The following is a 15917-nucleotide window of genomic DNA, read 5'->3' as shown; positions in this document are numbered from 1 at the left end:
GCCAGTTTCAATTTGGATTTCCTTGCCATCTGGCATCGAAATATGCTTTTTAATGATGTTAAATGACATACGTTTCGGATAAAATTTTCACGCAACCTCGCGTGAAGAAGTGTAATGTTTGAAGAATTCAAACGGAGTAAATTAAATAAAACAGGGCTCCATCGACATGAAACCCTGTTGAATTGTTTACTTACGAATTCCTAATTCAGCGATAATCGCACGGTAACGAGAAATCTCAGTACGTGTAAGGTAATCAAGTAAGCGACGACGCTTACCTACTAATTTTAAAAGTCCCAAGCGTGTGCTATGGTCTTTTTTGTTCTTCTTTAGGTGCTCAGTCAAATGATTGATTCTGAAAGTGAATAACGCAATTTGCGACTCAGCAGAACCAGTATCGATTTTAGACTTTGCATTCCCTTTTGATTCGAAAATCTCTTGTTTTACTTCGGGTGACAAATACATCTTTTACCAGTTTATAATGTTTGAAAAATTAATCCACAAAAGTACTTCTATTAATCTAGAATTGCAAATCAATTGGGGCGTTGCCATTTTTGTTTGAAGCGACTCCAAATAACCAAATAATTATCTGCTTCGAATAAGCGAGAGTCATTCACTGCGATGCGTAGAAAGTAGATTCCTATAAGCGTTAGGATGGTATTTGAAATCCATGCTCCGATTTCCAAGAGGACTTTCCCCTCTTTTGCCATCTTGTCGCCTTGCTGGCTCATGATGTACATCAAGATAAAAAAGGACACGGCTACGACGACAGGAATGCCAAATCCTCCTTTTTTGATGATGGCGCCTAATGGTGCACCGATAAGAAACATAATTAAAATAGCGAGTGAGGTCGTGAATTTTCTGTGCCATTCCAACCGTGTTTTCAATAGTTTATCTTGTCTTGATTCCAAATTCACACGATTCGTTTCACCAAATACTTCCATGTTGGTGATCTGCTGATCCACCAAATCATATAAATCTCTATTTCTTTTTTTTACTCCTGAATCGATTCGTGCAGCAACCCAGTTGGTTTTTTTCAAGGTCTTAAATGAATAACGAACGGGGTGAAAGAAATAAATAAAATTAGGCCCACATGCCTTTGGAAAGCCATTTTTGATATTTTTAATCACATGTCGCAGGGAATCTTCGTCTTCGTCGAGTTGCACATTGCTTCGCATGATTTCATGGTGGGCAAATTGGTTGTCCTCAGTTTTATGCATGTCAAAAGCTTCAAGTGACATGACAATTTTACTCTTTTTGAAATGGTGTAATGCCAAATCAGTTGCATTTAAATTACTTCCTCGATCGGCGTCCTCTACATAGTCTTTCCCATTAAATAGTTCGAAAATGAGGTATTTTTTATTTAAAATGGTGTACATCTGAGCTGAATCCGCAAGTGTTACATGGCGATTTCCATCATTGTGGGTATGATCGTAAATAATAAGGGTTTTGAGCGTTTTATTATCGGGATATTTTTTCGCCACTTTAATTGAATATCCGGGCAAGTCTGAATAGAAAATACCCTCTTTTATATTCAAGGTAGTTTTGGTGGTTTTTATATCGTAAAGTAGTCCCCAACCTTTTAAATTGGCCCAGGGTAGTGCCACATTATTAAACCAAAACATAAAAATACTTAGGCCAATGGCCGCAATGAAAATAGGTCGCATGATGCGGGTAATGGATATACCGGCACTTTTAAGTGCTGTCAACTCGAAATTTTCACCTAATTTCCCGAAGGTCATCAGGGAGGAAAGTAAGACGGATAATGGTAAAGCTAATGGTAAAGTAATGAGCGAAAAGTAGAAGAATAATTCGACGTAAACAAAGAAGCCTAGGTCTTTCCCAAATAGGTCAGAGAAGTAAAAGAGAACTAATCGGAGTAGGAAAATAAAAATGACAACCAAGGTGGTAAGTGCAAAAGGCCCCCAAAATGCTTGTAATACGAGTTTGTCAATTTTACGCATACTAACTTCCGACTATTTCTTTTAGTTTATCCGTAAGATAGTCCCATAATTCTTGCGCGTCAGCAGGACTTTTGAACGTTGAAGCGCTATCGTAAATTTTCAAGTAAGTGGCGTTCGTTAATTCACTTACATCGAGTTTAATTTCAATGAATGCGCTTAAAGGTGCTTGATCGGCAATGGAAAAGTCGAATTTAACGGATTTGTTAACTTTATTTTGGACTAAATGTCCCGTATGGGTTTCGTCGTCCCAGTTGAATATGAACAGCTCTGAATTTTTGACGGTTACTTTTTCCGCAAACCACTGCTGAAGCCCGGAAGCGGAACTGATATACGGATAAAGTACTTTTGGAGAGGCTTTTATCTCATATTCGAATTCAAAATGTTGCTGTCCCATATGCCTACTTTTATTGATATAAACAAAGGTAAACTATCTTGCCTAATTCCCAAATCTGTCCCAAATTTAATAAGTATTCATAAAATATTTGTGACTGTACTAGCTTTCAACTACATTTGCACCATGTTTTGGCGGGGTAGCTCAGATGGTTAGAGCGTTGGATTCATAACCCAAAGGTCGGCAGTTCGATTCTGCTCCCCGCTACTAAAAAAAGACCTTGCTTTGCGAGGTCTTTTTTTAGACGCTAGACGTTAGACGCTAGACTCTGGACGTTAGACTCTGGATACGCGTCTCTACTATATATCCTTGTAGGCAATGGCCTCTACCCCAAATTTACGTAAGAAATCGACTCCTTCGTCGGAAGCTAAGCCTTTGTAAGCAGCGTAGCTATTGAGGTAAATCACACGTTTAATTTTCATGCTGTAGATGATGCGTGCGCACGAAATGCAGGGGGAAAGTGTCACGTAGATGGTTGATCCTTCAATAGAAGCACCATTTTTTGAGGCATATAAAATGGCATTTTGTTCTGCATGTAGGGCAAGTGAACATGATCCTTTTGAATCTTTTGGACATCCGCCTTCTTCATGAAAATCTTCGTCACAATTATGTGTTCCTTGGGGCGGCCCATTATACCCTATTGAAATGATTCGGGTATCTTTGGTCAGCACCGCTCCTACTTGCGCGCGCGTACAATGCGAACGTAAGGCTAATTTTTCCGCAAGCTCCATGTAAATGGAATCGAAGGTTGGTTTCATAATTGGACGTCAGACGTTGGACGTTAGACGCTGGACAGCAGATTATAAAGCTAACGTCTAATGTCCAACGTCTAAAGTCTAATTTTAATGATGCACCCCGCCTTCGCCATGCACGTGACCATGTGCAAGTTCGTCGGCAGTGGCCTCTCTTAGTTTAATGATTTTACCTGTAAAAATTAATTCTTTTTCTGCCAAAGGGTGGTTGAAATCCATCATCACGTGATCGTCGCCGATAGACACTACTAGACCTTGCATGCGCTCACCTTGATCATCTGTCATGGGAATGTAATTACCTACGACAAGGATGTCTTCGGCTTTTTGTCCCTCAACTTCAAAGATGGATTTTGGTAATGATATGATGGCATTGGGATCTAGGTTACCGTAGGCATCTTCTGCCGCTATATTGAAATTAAAGGTATCTCCAGCTTTCAGGCCCATTAAATTGGCTTCAAAGCTTTCAGGAAGTCCGCTTAATCCGTGGATAAATACCATTGGTTCGTTCTCATCTACAATCTCAACAACGTCTGGTTGGCCATTTTCATCTGGGAAAGCAAGTTCATACGAGATAAAAACAACGGTCTTAGGTGCAATTTGCATGTAATCATGTTTTGAATGAGGTTCAAAGGTAAAGAAAAAGTCCGAAGGAGTAAAGTCGCTAGTCGCTAGGTAAATTGGGTATTAAGTTAAATAGAATATTTCTTTCACTTCTGACTAAGAGTTAATCTCTACCCTAAAAATATTTATCTTTGGAAATTAACTAGCGACTAGTGACTAGTGACTGACAACTTGACTAATGCAAAAATCCCCTCAAGACGTACTTAACGACATTAAAGCCAAGAAATTTGCGCCTATCTATGTCATTTATGGGGACGAGCCATTTTTTATTGATCAGGTGGCTGATGCACTAGAAGACGGGATTTTGCAGGAGGATGAAAAAAGTTTCAATCAATTTGTACTTTTTGGTAAAGATCAAACCATGGGTTCTGTGATTTCTTATGCACGCCGCTATCCAATGATGGCTGAGCGACAGGTCATTATTGTAAAGGAGGCTAGTTTCTTAGAAGTTTTGGCAAAAGGAAAAGAGGTTAAAGGCAATGAAGATTTGAAAGCATGGGAAGATTATTGCGATAGACCTACTGACTCAACCGTACTAATTTTTACGATTAAGAATCTAGTTGCAGAGAAAGCAAAGGTGCTCACACTTGCGGATAAACTTGGGGTAATCGTATGTTCCAAAAAGATTAAAGAAGATAAAGTGGGTGCCTGGCTCAAGGATTACTTGGCTCAAAAAGGGTTAACTATCCAGGCGGCATCACTTGAATTGATGGTTTCGTTTGTGGGTGCCGACTTGCAACGCATGGCGCACGAGGCTGATAAACTTGTGATTAATTTACCACAAGGTGCAGAGGTAGGTGCAGAAGAGATTGAGCGATTCATCGGGATTAGTCGGGAATACAATATTTTTGAATTTCAAAATGCGCTTTCTACGCGAAACATCGCCAAAGCACAAAAGATTGCCTTTTATTTTGCCGAGAACACGAAGCAGAATCCCGTCCCTCCTATGTTAATCATGTTGTTTAACTATTTCATGAAGGTGCTTCAGGTACATGATTTAGGGTCTATGTCGGACGCAGAAATTGCTAAAAACATTGGTGTAAATCCTTATTTTGTCCGAGATTATTTGAATGCCAAACGTAATTATCCCCTAGCTAAGGTTGTTCGCGTATTGGAAGCAATTAAAAATGCGGATTTAAAAGTTAAAGGGGTAATCGGTCATGCCGTTTCCGAACGTGAAATAATCTTGGATTTAAGCTTTGAGATTTTACACCTCTAGTCGATCGGAGAATAATCATTGACTTTAATATAGCCTATTTGACCATCTTGTAGGCAAGTCACCCAAACGTCTTTCGTATTCCAGTAGTTTATTCGATTCCCCTTCTGAAGTATTTGTTTTACGGGAGCTGCTGCCGAAGCAAATTCGCGTAAATAAGCTTTTTCACTTGTGATAATTCCATAGCGTAAAAATCCAGGAAAATTTGCAAAAAGCAGTATCAGTAAAAAATAGGCCATTAAATACATAATTTGGATCTTTCTGAGGCGTCTGCGGCGGCGAAATTTAAGAAGGAGAATCAGTACTCCGTAAAGACCCAATGCGAGTAATATGCCGGTGACGTAGGGAAACAAAGCAAAATAAATCCATTCAATTTGATCTATAAGTGTGACTTCATACCCAGTTAGGTTACGCTTTACCCCTATTTCTTCCAAACGTTTAGCGATTGCAAGCGAATTTTGTCTCGCGTGAATACTTGATAAAAAGTACAATTCACTTAACCAATCATTTTTTGCTTTGGAGATGAATGCCAATTTTAGTTTGATATTTTCAGACTCTGCAAGTGCATTAGGAAGATTTAAACGGTATATTTTTTCTGCTTCCAATAGTCGATTCGCCTGAAACAGGGAATCTGCCATTTTTATTTGCTTTCTATCTATTTGGCTGTAAGCGCTTTGACAGAAGGCCAACAAAAAAATAGCAAAAAATATAATTTTATTTAGAAGGCTCGCTTGCATAATTCGAAAAACCGTCTTAGTTTTGCACCGCAATAAGGCAATAAAATGCCTTAAATGCAAATGAGAGTCGGTCAGTGACCGAATCTCCTTTCGGTTCCAGAGTGAACCATTTTATATAACAAGCGCAAGCTTGATGATTCCGTAGCTCAGTTGGTAGAGCAATACACTTTTAATGTATGGGTCCTGGGTTCGAATCCCAGCGGGATCACTTTAATTTTAATCAAATGTCTGTAAACCAATAGTTTACAGACATTTTTTTTGAATTTGTAGGTCAAAGTTCAAACTAATAATTAATTCTTTCGAAACTACCTCATTTCAACCACTCCCAGCGTTTGGCCCAATCATTTAATACGTCATCACGCCATCTATGGACAGTTTTACCCCCTTGTATCTTTCCTTCATATAAATTTAATTCCGGCTTATCTGTATACCAGTAATCGCCTAAACGAAAATCCATAGGGTTCTTTTTTCCTGGCCACGTATTCGTGACAACGAGTTGGCCCGGTGATAATGCTATGCCAACGATCATACTACTAAAGCGATATGAAATGGTTTCTGCCTGCTTCGGTACATATTTTAAGCCATAATTTCCTTGACCCAAATAATACCCGGGCCATTTTTGAACATGATCTTTATAGCTGGTCTCCATCCAAAAACATGCTGAATCTTTCGATATAGAAATTTCAGGCCCTTTTAAATGAAATTCAACCAATGTGCAAAAGGCTACTGTATCGCTGAGCGTTGTGCTTCGATCAAAAATAACTCGTGGACTTTGTGAAATGGGGGTGAATTGGCCACCCCAACTAGCTTTCGTAGGATTTTCGGGATTTCCGTCCATCATGTAGAGAAGTGATGGGGTATCTCCCATTTTTATTTCTCCCTGGTAATAGTTTTTAAAATCTTTACCCAATTCACCAGCTCCCCGAATGTGCTTTTCATAATAATTGGAAGGATTAATCTCGTCTAAAAGATCCGATTTTGAAAAGAAACCATAATAGCTGGAATTAACTTCGATCAAATGAAGCTTCGGAAAATTAGATGCTATATAGGAATAGCTGTTGGCTCCCCACTTTTTGTTAGGTCCCCCAATCCAATAAACTCTAAGCTTACTTTGAATTTCTGGTGCATCATGCAAGGCCTGTGCCACATCATCCAAACCTCCCCAAACCAACACCCATACGGGTTGGCCACTTTTCTTTTTGGCAGACTTTATAATCCAATTCGAACCCTCAGTTGCACTTAAATAACCTTTGTAAGGTGCACTCCCATGTCGTCCTTGTTTGGTAATCGAACGTAAAAATTCAGGTGAAGGGTAGCCTTTTGTATGTTTTTTAAGTTTTGGTAAGTCTTTTTCATACAAATCAATCATTCTCAAAATCTCAGCGATACTCCCCTTTCCGTAGGAAGGCGATGATATCAATCCTTCTAGTTGGAAGCGATCCGCATACATCAATAAATGCGCCATGGATTGGTTATCGTCGGGGTCTGTTCCTCCAATATCCGTACTGATTAGAATTCTAGGCTTTTGAGGAACAAGTTTTTGAGCTACTATTCCTGTTGCTGTCAAATAAATACTTAAAAACACTAATAGCCCCTTCATCTATTCAAATTTATCTAAGCCAGTAAGCTTTATTTTAGCTTTTTATTGCACTAATTTCATCACTTCCACATCCCCTTTTACTGCATTAGCAGGCAATGGATATGCTTCGTTAAATACACTCAATTCAGCTGGGCTTAGGACTTTGGAAGGACCTTCATCTATATTTCCACCTGCATCCATGACGTTTGATAAATCTAAGGATAAGTATTTAGCCATGAAGGGATACATGCCCATGCGCTTGTTGGGCCCATAATCATGTACATCTTTGGCTAGGTGCACATTCTCCACCAAGTTTTCTTTTTGGTATAATGCATAAATCTTTTGCATGAATGGAAATTCAACCTTAGGTGTATTTTGGGTCCAATCGGCCCCATCTGAAATCATCAACATAGGTTTAGGTGCCGTTAATGCAGCTATTTCTACGTTATTGGTCTGATAATTGCCTTTCTTATGAATAGGCATACCGCTCTCACAATTACATCCGCCAAAGAAATGAGATGAAATCATGACCGTGGGCGCAGATACTTTAATGCGAGAATCTAGAGCCGTTAATAAAAACGTTTGCGTTCCCCCGCCCGATTCACCGGTAATGCCAATCCGATTTTTGTCGATCGAAGGTAAATCCAATAAGAAATCCAATGCCCTGACACTATTGATCGTTTGTAATTTTAACGAAGATGCAATGCCATGTGAACATTGCTTGCTATCGTCATACCCAACCATATCCCAGGCAAATACAACGGCTCCCATGCGGGCTAAGGTAGCGCAACGGATTTGCGTTTGATCTCTGGTACGTCCTTTTAATTGATTATCATGACCATGAGGACATAAAATACCCGCATAAGTAGCGTATTTTTTGGTAGGTCTATATAAACTTCCTGTGACATAAAATCCTGGCAAGCTCTCAAAATAGACACTTTCGATGGTATAGCCATCAAACTCTTTTTTACTATGGATGACGGCTTTTGAATTTAATTTAGCTGGAAATTTTTGTAGGCCCATCCCCTCTTTTATTTGTTGGACGATCAATTTCGACCTGTTTTCCCAGGCTTTTTTTGACACAGGCACGTGTGCATTCAAAAATTCTGCTCCCTGAACCTCCGTGAAATATTTTCCACGGCATAAATCAGTCGATATTGCATTTTGATTCGTTTGTCCTTTCATAATCTGTGTGCTTCCAAGGCATATCACTAAAGAAATACTGACAAGAAATTTATTTTTCATAGCTGTAGGTTTTTATTCTCCTTTAATAAATTAATATTTTTCCCGTTCTGCCCTCTTTTGAACACGCGAAAAGAAATGCAAGTGGTACACATGCTAACCGTAAGACCTAATTATCTAAAAAGTGCTTTATCCGCATAAAAAGTACCAAAAGGTATGAGTGAAGCTACAAAAGCACCAACTATTTTGAGTAGGTTCCATCGGTGTAAAAATGAAACTTGAAGCAGTAAACCAACGTAAAGAATAAATAGGATTCCATGGGCTAAGCCAACGATGTAATTGGGCTGTGGCATAGCATATTTGTATTTCAAGATCATCGTAAAACCTAAAAGTAAATACGAACAACCTTCCAAAAATGCGACAATTCGCAGTCTTCCTATTGCCGTTTTTAGTAATTTATTTACCATGCTTTTATTTTTAAAGGACTTTATGAATAAACCAAATTAACATATTTTGGTAAAACACCGCTCGACAAAAGTACAAATACTAAGTATGTGGAGAAAAGTCTTCCCAACAAATGTCTATGCATTTTAATTTAGAACCACTTCTTGGGATTAAATTTGCCTACCCAATTTTCAATTAATTTATTTCGAAAAAACTCCCACCCTTGGCAAGCCTTTGAAACAATTAAATTAGGTATTCCAAATGATTATAATTTGGAATTTACCCCACTAATTTTGCCGTTTTGTTTCTAAAATAAATAAGGGCCAAAGGCACAAGACAAAGTAGCATTACAAAGGAAGCAAAGATGAAAATATAATCCATAGAAATCTGTGCATCTCGGAGCATTCCTCCCGCATAAATGCCGATTCCTCCCACCACACAAGCAAATAAATTTAAAATTCCATAGGCTGTAGCCCGGTATTTTTCATCAATAATCGTACACAAAATTGGCATCAGGTTCGCATCCGAAAATACCTTGGTAAAGGCATACATCATAAATCCTAAAATCGCTATTTCAATGTATTGGGTATTCACGGCTAATAGAACACCAGGAATTGCAATCAATAGGCCTATCGCAGGTATCAGCATTCGTGCGCGTTTATTGCTTTGGTTCCAGCGATCAGCTACTAAGCCACCTACGACAACCCCAATCATCGAAAATGGATATAAATACCCCGTCGCATATAAGCCTGCCATTCCCTGAGAAACATGAAAATGCACTTGATAATATGTGGGTAGCCAGCCCATAATCAGCCAGCCTACAATTCCCAATAAACACCAAAATACAAGTAACAGCATAAAATTGATATTAGTCATTAAGGTGCTCATCACCTGGAAAAAATCGATCTTTTTTTCTTCATTGCGATGGCTGGAGGATACTTCCTTGCTAACAGGTTTGTCTTTGAGGAAAAATGCCAATATCAATGCATATCCTATACCGATTATACCAAATAAATAAAAAGCATAATTCCAAGTATGCATTTCGGCCAACCACCCTCCCACAAAGCCTAAACTTTGCCCCGCGATAATGCCCGTCATATGGATTCCTACGGCTAATGATCTCGTTTTATTGCCATGATAATCCGTAATTAGTGCCAAGGCTGCCGGCAAATAACAGGCCTCACTGATACCCATAACAGCTCTAGACCATACTAGCATATTAAAATCCGTTACATAAGAAGTCAACCAAGTGACCACTGACCAAATGCATAAACTAAAAATAATTACCCGACTTCTTTGAAACCGATCAGCTAAAAAACCTCCGATGGGGCTACAAATCCCGTAGGAAAATAAAAATACGGTGGTCAATAATCCGAATTGTGCATTACTCATCGGAATTTTTTCAACAATCGAACTTCTCATCGTGCTCAACATCGTGCGATCGAGGTAATTCAGAAGCCCAACCATGCATAATGAATAAACAATAAGCCATTCCTTTGACCATAAGCTAGTCTTTAGAGGTTGCTCAACCTCATGCACCGAGACTACTTGATCAGGCTTATGGTTTATGGACATATTTGCTCGTTTTTCAATGAGAAACTATTTTGAGAATTAATCAATTTAGTTGATGTATGGCTTTTTTGAGATATGATTTTGATATTTTGGCTAAATAAATCGATGTTTTTCCCTCATGGGAAGAATAATAGGTAACCCATAAATAGTTGCCATACGTGACCATTCCTGCATAACTCGTGTCGCCACCTGAAGGCAATCGGATGATTTCTTTAAAATCCTCTGAGCCCTTTTTGACAAAAATACCAGTCGACATAGTTGTACCCTCATGGATTCTTGTTGCAGCTATGATATTCGCTTGATTTTTGTCAAATATAAAATTCGGGCCACCAAGGCGCATGGGCATTTTTTGAAAGGCCCAATCTTCAAAAGGAAATGTACTCTTTGCCATGACACCCATTTTATCTTCTAATTCCCTGCGGATCATGACATACATGGTATTTTGTTGGTCGATACGAATAGTTGCCTCATTAGGGAACCCTGACACCTCGAGTTTAGACACCTTGCTGAATTTTTTTCCGTCTCGTGTTTTGACGAGAAAAAGTGATGTAGGTCCCTTTCTCTCATCGGGTCCGACCTGATAATCGATTCCATATCCGATGCCTTTGTGCCAGGTGACTCGCCAGATCCAATCACCCCAAGAAACGATGGAGGGGTCGATTTCTACAGGTTCTGGTGCTGAAAATGTCGAGACTGATGCATTGGAAAAAGATACATGTGGGATTCTCCCTTTTAAAATTTTATCGACATACATACTCCCACCTATGATAACCATGATTCGCCCCTCAGGCGTTATCGATAATTTTGCATCACGTAAATCAAAGCCCTTTTTTTCCAATAAGGCCACTTCATTCCAGATTTTACCCTCTTTCGATTTTAGGATGCGAATTTTTCCATCGCTTCCACCAACGTGGCCTGATCCTTCACGGAAAACACAATAAAAATGACCTTTAAAGCGAATCAGATCAGTAAATGCGTTATGTTCTCCCTTGTCCCAAATTTTGGTAATTTGTACATTTTCCGAGGCTTGTCCTTGAAGGTAAAAGGCACAGCAAATAAAAATGAAAATAAGTGGACGTAGTTTCATAACAAATTGAATTTTAAATATAGGATTTAATAGGTTCATTTAATTTTTTTGGCATTCATTCGTAACCAGGCATAGGCTGCTGCGGCTTTAATATCTAAATAATCGGCCTCAGTAGGGTCTTGAGAGGTCGTTGAATCCAATTTGATAGGCCTACTGGATAATTGAATACGTTCAATGATCATCTGGTCTTCTACGGAGTTGGATGTCGCTAGGGCCTTGCATAATTCTATTTTTTCTGATTTTTTGGATGAATACTCAAAGCGAAGAAGACATTTCCTGATTTCTTGAAATAGGTCATCCGCATGGTGCTTGAATTGTTTGTAATGAACATAAGCGCCACCTATTAGGTAGGCATAGGCTTCCGAATTGGGATCTTCTTTCAACGCGGAGTTTGCTAGGGATTTCCAAGTAGCTATATTCATTTTGGGCGATAAAAATCCGAAGCTATAGGCGGCTAAAGTTCGGTTTTTGGGATTTTTATTGCTTATTTCTTTGAGAAGGGCTGTGTAGTCGGGAAGTTCGCGTGGATGATTTCCTAGCGAATAACCCCACCGGGTAAATGAATAAATCATGCCGTCGGAATTAAGGTCCTGACCAACCACCTTCTGATTCAAATTTTTGAAGGAAACGCCAAGTTTGGCTAATGATTCGGCTGCATGAATTCGATCGGTCTCAGAGCTAGTTAAATAGGTATTTTTGATTTTAGTTAACCAAAAGTTGCGCTGAGCGCTTTCTTTGGAGGCGAGGAATTGGGCGCGCCAATATCCAATTCGTTTCTCAGGTGTTTCTTCAAAGGGTTTAAGTTGGGTCAGCGCTAACTTCTCGGCCTCTTTTTTAAAACCTAATTTTGCTAGAAATTCAATGGCATGGACAGATACCCAAAAGTTTTTGCACTGGGCCACTTGGATTAAGGCTTGGATTTGATTTGATTTGGTAGGCAATTCAGCGGGTTGACCTACATGCCCAAGCCACATACTAATGGTAAGAAATAAGGTCAATAGGCTCATTTTCTTCCATCTAGGTAAATGATTGAATCAAAAAAACCAACTTCTTCCAACTGCCTTTTTAATCGCTTTAATTCCTCTGGATTTAAATTACGGAGAGGACTTCGACAAACACCAAAGTCCAAACCGGTCATATTCATGATTGCTTTTCCACCCACGATTGCGTTTACGTGATTTAACATGATTTCTACGACTTCAATTGATTTCATTTGAAGGCTACGGGCCAAGGCATAGTTTTGATCAGAATACGCATTCAAAATCGCATGGTAAACCCCAGGCATAAAATTAAATGTAGTACCAATAGCTCCTTCGATACCTAAGACAAGGCCATTAATTAAAATCTCATCATGTCCATGCAAGATGTCGAATCGGCCATTTTCTAAGGCTATGCATTGATGCATATCCATGTAGTCGGTGTGGGTGAATTTAACACCGGCTAAGTTGGGGATAATCCCAGATGCTTTTTTGAATAATTGGTTTACCTTGATATGGGAACCCGTAACAGCGGGTAAATGGTAATAGTAAAAAGGGGTATTAGGCGCGGATGAGGCTACTTGTTTGCAAAAGTCAACCATCACATCTATATCAGAAGAAGGGAAAAAATTGGGGGCCATACAAGCCACGGTGTATACGCCAATTTTCTCTCCATGAGCGGCCAAGTCCTTGGCTATTTCGATACTGGAACTCCCTACATGAACGATGATTTTGAAATTATCTTCGCTAAATTCCATCCATTTTTCAATGATGGCTTTCCGTTCCTCTATCGTTAATAACATTCCTTCTCCCGTGGAACCATTGACAAAAACGCCGGCGACTCTTTGACTCTTTAACCGGGCGGCATAGGCTGGAATTAGGTCCAAATTAATCTTTCCATCTGGGCGAAAAGGAGTAAATACCGCTGCAATCAAACCTTTGATTTTTGGGTAAGGAAACATAGTATTTAAATTTTTTTAATTTTTCTAAATTAAACATAATTATTTAAAATTTAGATCGGTCTATTTAGCTTACTAGGCCATTTTACAACAAATCGAAAACACATCTTACACCTAATTCCCACGAAATTTATATTCCAAGTCCAAATTTAAGTTCAATTTTGATGTAAAGGGCAGATTTTGTCTTTTGTATTTCCCTGGTTCTTCCCATCATAAAAATCTAATTGTTCACCTAAACATTAAACCAATGAAATACGTGTGTGTCTATTATTTTCCTTATATCTTTTCTCTTGCGATATGGAAAATCTCAATCTATCCTTAAAAATAACCGATTTGATGATTATGGTTGCATTCAATGCTTTTGATCCCTAACCGTGGATACCAACGGTGGTTACGAATCCGGCGACCTCTAGTACAAGTACTTCCGCTGTTTTATCTGCGAAGTTCAAAAGTGAAATTTCTGGTATAACTGAAAAATGAAGTTGTTATGTAATTCTGACAGGACTACCGACTTTAAAGAATGTTGTCAAAGAAAGAGCAGTCTTTCAACTAGTGCCTTAAATTTGACCTCAGGATATGACTTAGTTATGTACTTTGCACCTGAAAAGGAATTTACAGAGTATTTTAAAGAACAAATATTCAAAAAGAAATAAATGTGGCTCGCCTTTGAGTTGAGAATTTAATTTAGCAGTCTAATAATTTGATATTCTCTTAGTTAGTAATTAATAAGAGGTCCCAGCGTGATCACTTAGTTGTGTATGGAGCCATCATTTTTTTTGACAGCTCCTTGTTGTTTAAATTTTAGACTAAATCTAGGGGATCATCCATAGATTACATTCCTGTTTATAATCAAAGAATGCTCGTCTATGCCCTGTATGATGTAAGTATAACCAATCAATTGATTCAACGTGTATACACACAACACCAAAATTTTGTTGGCCTATCTCACTATCCTCCCAAGTAAAATTGTCTTGTTCTATTTCAATTGATAATCCACTACTAGGAAAATCAATAAAACTTGAGGGACTTAAGTCGGTTAAATAACTTTTTCTACTAGATAAAGCCGTTTTCTGCCATGCCTCTGCTGCAATTTCATCATTATAGTGTAATTCTGCGATTCCCTTAATACGTAACTGAATGCGTGCTGTAGCATCATAAAACAGTCCACTAATGGATGAATTTATCTTTAATTCGCTCCACTTTGGACTACGAATATCTGTATGAAAACATAACTCTTTTTCTAAGGGAGAAGCTTTTCTCAAGACAACTGTTCGAAGGCTTGATTCTCCTTTGTTCAGGGTGGCTATGCATGGAGTGTGAAAGGAATCTCTACTCTTAGTGGCACCATTTACTAATCGTATCCAACAATCCTTTTCTAAAGCTTCTAAATCATAACTTAAATTGTTGATGATTATGTGATCTTGTGTTTCTTTCAATCGAATTTTAATTTTTTTAAATATAGAGAAATTGATTTGTCAAAAGGTACAATGTTGATTAACTAATTTGAGAGTTTCTATTTATACATCTGTTATTATAGACGCTCTCCCGTGTAGTTATTGGCGTTCGCTTTAATTATGCATAATTTAGTGATTAAGTTAATTGATGACTCAAATCGAGCGCACTTTATACGTATTTAGAAACATGAGAATCGGATTTGAAGCAAAAAGAGCCTTTCATAATTTTACAGGTTTAGGTAATTATGCTAGATCTGTCATTCAAATTTTAGCAAATCATTATCCAGCAAATCAATATTTTATTTATAGTCCCAAACTGAAAAAAAACAATAGAACGGATTTTTTATACCTTTTAAGTAATGGGACAATAAGAACTTCGCCATTTAAATTATTCAAATCGTATTGGAGAAGTAAAGGAATAATAAGCCAACTTGTAAAAGATAAGGTGGAGCTTTTCCACGGCTTAAGCCATGAAATTCCATTCGGCTTAAATAAAAAGGGAATCAAATCCGTAGTGACCATTCATGATTTAATTTTTCTTCGGTATCCTCACTTTTTTAAACCTATAGATCGATTTATTTACGGCATAAAATTTCGGTCGGCATGTGAAAATTCGGATCGGATTATTGCGATAAGCCAACAAACGAAAAATGATATCGTTCAATTTTTCGGAATTGACGAACGTAAAATTGACGTGGTTTATCAGGGTTGCGATCCAATTTTCAACTTGCCCATTAGTGCTGCCGGATTAGCACAAGTTCGATTAAATTACCAACTACCTACAAATTATTTACTCTGCGTGGGCACGTTGGAAAATCGTAAAAATCAATTGGTAATTCTAAAAGCTTTAGTTCATTTACCCGAACATATCCACTTGGTACTCGTTGGAAAATCATCTCCATACGAACACGTGCTACGTGATTTTATTTTAGCCAATCAGCTTGAAGATAGGGTAAGCATTGTCTCTAATGTTGATTTTAAAGAC

16 protein-coding genes and 2 tRNA genes are annotated in these 15917 nt (G+C 38.3%); 4 read left to right on the top strand and 14 right to left on the bottom strand.

The annotated features are described in order from the left end of the window. Positions 1–186 precede the first annotated feature (186 nt). From rpsO to AC1W6K_RS10985, 3 genes are all read right to left on the bottom strand, one after another. A complete protein-coding gene (gene rpsO, locus AC1W6K_RS10995) occupies positions 187–462 on the bottom strand; it encodes a 30S ribosomal protein S15 (protein WP_395783425.1) in 276 nt (91 codons plus the stop codon). Between the two features lie 68 nt (positions 463–530). After that, positions 531–1961, bottom strand: a complete 1431-nt coding sequence (locus tag AC1W6K_RS10990) for an LptF/LptG family permease (protein ID WP_481947524.1) — start codon at positions 1959–1961, stop codon at positions 531–533. A gap of 1 nt (position 1962) precedes the next feature. After that, positions 1963–2355 carry an START-like domain-containing protein gene (locus AC1W6K_RS10985; RefSeq protein WP_481947523.1) on the bottom strand — a complete coding sequence of 131 codons (393 nt, stop codon included), beginning with the start codon at positions 2353–2355 and terminating at the stop codon, positions 1963–1965. A 130-nt stretch (positions 2356–2485) separates the two neighbouring features. On the opposite strand from AC1W6K_RS10985, the gene AC1W6K_RS10980 reads away from it, so the two are divergent. Further along, positions 2486–2559, top strand: a tRNA-Met gene (locus tag AC1W6K_RS10980). A 92-nt stretch (positions 2560–2651) separates the two neighbouring features. On the opposite strand, the gene AC1W6K_RS10975 is transcribed toward AC1W6K_RS10980, so the two are convergent. Together AC1W6K_RS10975 and AC1W6K_RS10970 are read right to left on the bottom strand one after the other, a co-directional pair. Beyond that, positions 2652–3110 carry a deoxycytidylate deaminase gene (locus AC1W6K_RS10975; RefSeq protein ID WP_481722275.1) on the bottom strand — a complete coding sequence of 153 codons (459 nt, stop codon included), beginning with the start codon at positions 3108–3110 and terminating at the stop codon, positions 2652–2654. Positions 3111–3194: 84 nt separating this feature from the next. Next, entirely contained in the window at positions 3195–3707 is a 513-nt protein-coding gene (locus tag AC1W6K_RS10970; protein WP_481947522.1) for an FKBP-type peptidyl-prolyl cis-trans isomerase, read from the bottom strand. A gap of 196 nt (positions 3708–3903) precedes the next feature. Between AC1W6K_RS10970 and holA the strand changes: the two genes are divergently transcribed. Continuing rightward, entirely contained in the window at positions 3904–4944 is a 1041-nt protein-coding gene (gene holA, locus AC1W6K_RS10965) for a DNA polymerase III subunit delta (protein WP_481947521.1), read from the top strand. Here holA and AC1W6K_RS10960 read toward each other — a convergent pair. Then, positions 4941–5579 carry a hypothetical protein gene (locus AC1W6K_RS10960; protein ID WP_481720791.1) on the bottom strand — a complete coding sequence of 213 codons (639 nt, stop codon included), beginning with the start codon at positions 5577–5579 and terminating at the stop codon, positions 4941–4943. The two genes, holA and AC1W6K_RS10960, sit on opposite strands and share 4 nt — an antisense overlap. Before the next feature lie 234 nt (positions 5580–5813). On the opposite strand from AC1W6K_RS10960, the gene AC1W6K_RS10955 reads away from it, so the two are divergent. Next, positions 5814–5886, top strand: a tRNA-Lys gene (locus AC1W6K_RS10955). Between the two features lie 102 nt (positions 5887–5988). Here AC1W6K_RS10955 and AC1W6K_RS10950 read toward each other — a convergent pair. The 8 genes from AC1W6K_RS10950 to AC1W6K_RS10915 all read right to left on the bottom strand — a co-directional run bounded on the left by AC1W6K_RS10950 (position 5989) and on the right by AC1W6K_RS10915 (position 14914). After that, positions 5989–7278 (bottom strand): nucleoside hydrolase-like domain-containing protein, encoded by a 1290-nt coding sequence (locus tag AC1W6K_RS10950; protein ID WP_481947520.1) that lies wholly within the window; start codon positions 7276–7278, stop codon positions 5989–5991. Positions 7279–7320: 42 nt separating this feature from the next. Then, the gene (locus AC1W6K_RS10945) at positions 7321–8502 is read right to left on the bottom strand and encodes an alpha/beta hydrolase family protein (protein ID WP_481947519.1); all 1182 of its coding nucleotides are present in this window, start codon (positions 8500–8502) and stop codon (positions 7321–7323) included. A gap of 110 nt (positions 8503–8612) precedes the next feature. Beyond that, positions 8613–8906 (bottom strand): DUF3817 domain-containing protein, encoded by a 294-nt coding sequence (locus AC1W6K_RS10940; protein ID WP_481947518.1) that lies wholly within the window; start codon positions 8904–8906, stop codon positions 8613–8615. A gap of 256 nt (positions 8907–9162) precedes the next feature. Beyond that, positions 9163–10458, bottom strand: a complete 1296-nt coding sequence (locus AC1W6K_RS10935; RefSeq protein WP_481947517.1) for an MFS transporter — start codon at positions 10456–10458, stop codon at positions 9163–9165. A gap of 40 nt (positions 10459–10498) precedes the next feature. Further along, a complete protein-coding gene (locus AC1W6K_RS10930; protein ID WP_481947516.1) occupies positions 10499–11542 on the bottom strand; it encodes a hypothetical protein in 1044 nt (347 codons plus the stop codon). 35 nt (positions 11543–11577) lie between these two features. Beyond that, positions 11578–12549 carry a hypothetical protein gene (locus tag AC1W6K_RS10925; RefSeq protein ID WP_481947515.1) on the bottom strand — a complete coding sequence of 324 codons (972 nt, stop codon included), beginning with the start codon at positions 12547–12549 and terminating at the stop codon, positions 11578–11580. Then, a complete protein-coding gene (locus AC1W6K_RS10920) occupies positions 12546–13481 on the bottom strand; it encodes a dihydrodipicolinate synthase family protein (RefSeq protein WP_481947514.1) in 936 nt (311 codons plus the stop codon). Before AC1W6K_RS10920 ends, AC1W6K_RS10925 begins: the two co-directional genes overlap by 4 nt. A gap of 809 nt (positions 13482–14290) precedes the next feature. Next, the gene (locus AC1W6K_RS10915) at positions 14291–14914 is read right to left on the bottom strand and encodes a hypothetical protein (RefSeq protein ID WP_481947513.1); all 624 of its coding nucleotides are present in this window, start codon (positions 14912–14914) and stop codon (positions 14291–14293) included. A gap of 166 nt (positions 14915–15080) precedes the next feature. Between AC1W6K_RS10915 and AC1W6K_RS10910 the strand changes: the two genes are divergently transcribed. Next, on the top strand, positions 15081–15917 hold an 837-nt coding region (locus tag AC1W6K_RS10910), incomplete at its 3' end, for a glycosyltransferase family 4 protein (RefSeq protein ID WP_481947512.1).

It is taken from the genome of Aquirufa sp. (assembly GCF_964796385.1).
The sequence above is the reverse complement of the archived record's forward strand: the minus strand, read 5'-3'. Positions and strand labels throughout refer to the sequence as shown.

Excerpts from the sequence above, each read along its gene's own strand:
- rpsO (WP_395783425.1), bottom strand. The coding sequence starts at position 462 with ATGTATTTGTCACCCGAAGTAAAACAAGAGATTTTCGAATCAAAAGGG.
- AC1W6K_RS10990 (WP_481947524.1), bottom strand. The coding sequence starts at position 1,961 with ATGCGTAAAATTGACAAACTCGTATTACAAGCATTTTGGGGGCCTTTT.
- AC1W6K_RS10985 (WP_481947523.1), bottom strand. The coding sequence starts at position 2,355 with ATGGGACAGCAACATTTTGAATTCGAATATGAGATAAAAGCCTCTCCA.
- AC1W6K_RS10975 (WP_481722275.1), bottom strand. The coding sequence starts at position 3,110 with ATGAAACCAACCTTCGATTCCATTTACATGGAGCTTGCGGAAAAATTA.
- AC1W6K_RS10970 (WP_481947522.1), bottom strand. The coding sequence starts at position 3,707 with ATGCAAATTGCACCTAAGACCGTTGTTTTTATCTCGTATGAACTTGCT.
- holA (WP_481947521.1), top strand. The coding sequence starts at position 3,904 with ATGCAAAAATCCCCTCAAGACGTACTTAACGACATTAAAGCCAAGAAA.
- AC1W6K_RS10960 (WP_481720791.1), bottom strand. The coding sequence starts at position 5,579 with ATGGCAGATTCCCTGTTTCAGGCGAATCGACTATTGGAAGCAGAAAAA.
- AC1W6K_RS10950 (WP_481947520.1), bottom strand. The coding sequence starts at position 7,278 with ATGAAGGGGCTATTAGTGTTTTTAAGTATTTATTTGACAGCAACAGGA.
- AC1W6K_RS10945 (WP_481947519.1), bottom strand. The coding sequence starts at position 8,502 with ATGAAAAATAAATTTCTTGTCAGTATTTCTTTAGTGATATGCCTTGGA.
- AC1W6K_RS10940 (WP_481947518.1), bottom strand. The coding sequence starts at position 8,906 with ATGGTAAATAAATTACTAAAAACGGCAATAGGAAGACTGCGAATTGTC.
- AC1W6K_RS10935 (WP_481947517.1), bottom strand. The coding sequence starts at position 10,458 with ATGTCCATAAACCATAAGCCTGATCAAGTAGTCTCGGTGCATGAGGTT.
- AC1W6K_RS10930 (WP_481947516.1), bottom strand. The coding sequence starts at position 11,542 with ATGAAACTACGTCCACTTATTTTCATTTTTATTTGCTGTGCCTTTTAC.
- AC1W6K_RS10925 (WP_481947515.1), bottom strand. The coding sequence starts at position 12,549 with ATGAGCCTATTGACCTTATTTCTTACCATTAGTATGTGGCTTGGGCAT.
- AC1W6K_RS10920 (WP_481947514.1), bottom strand. The coding sequence starts at position 13,481 with ATGTTTCCTTACCCAAAAATCAAAGGTTTGATTGCAGCGGTATTTACT.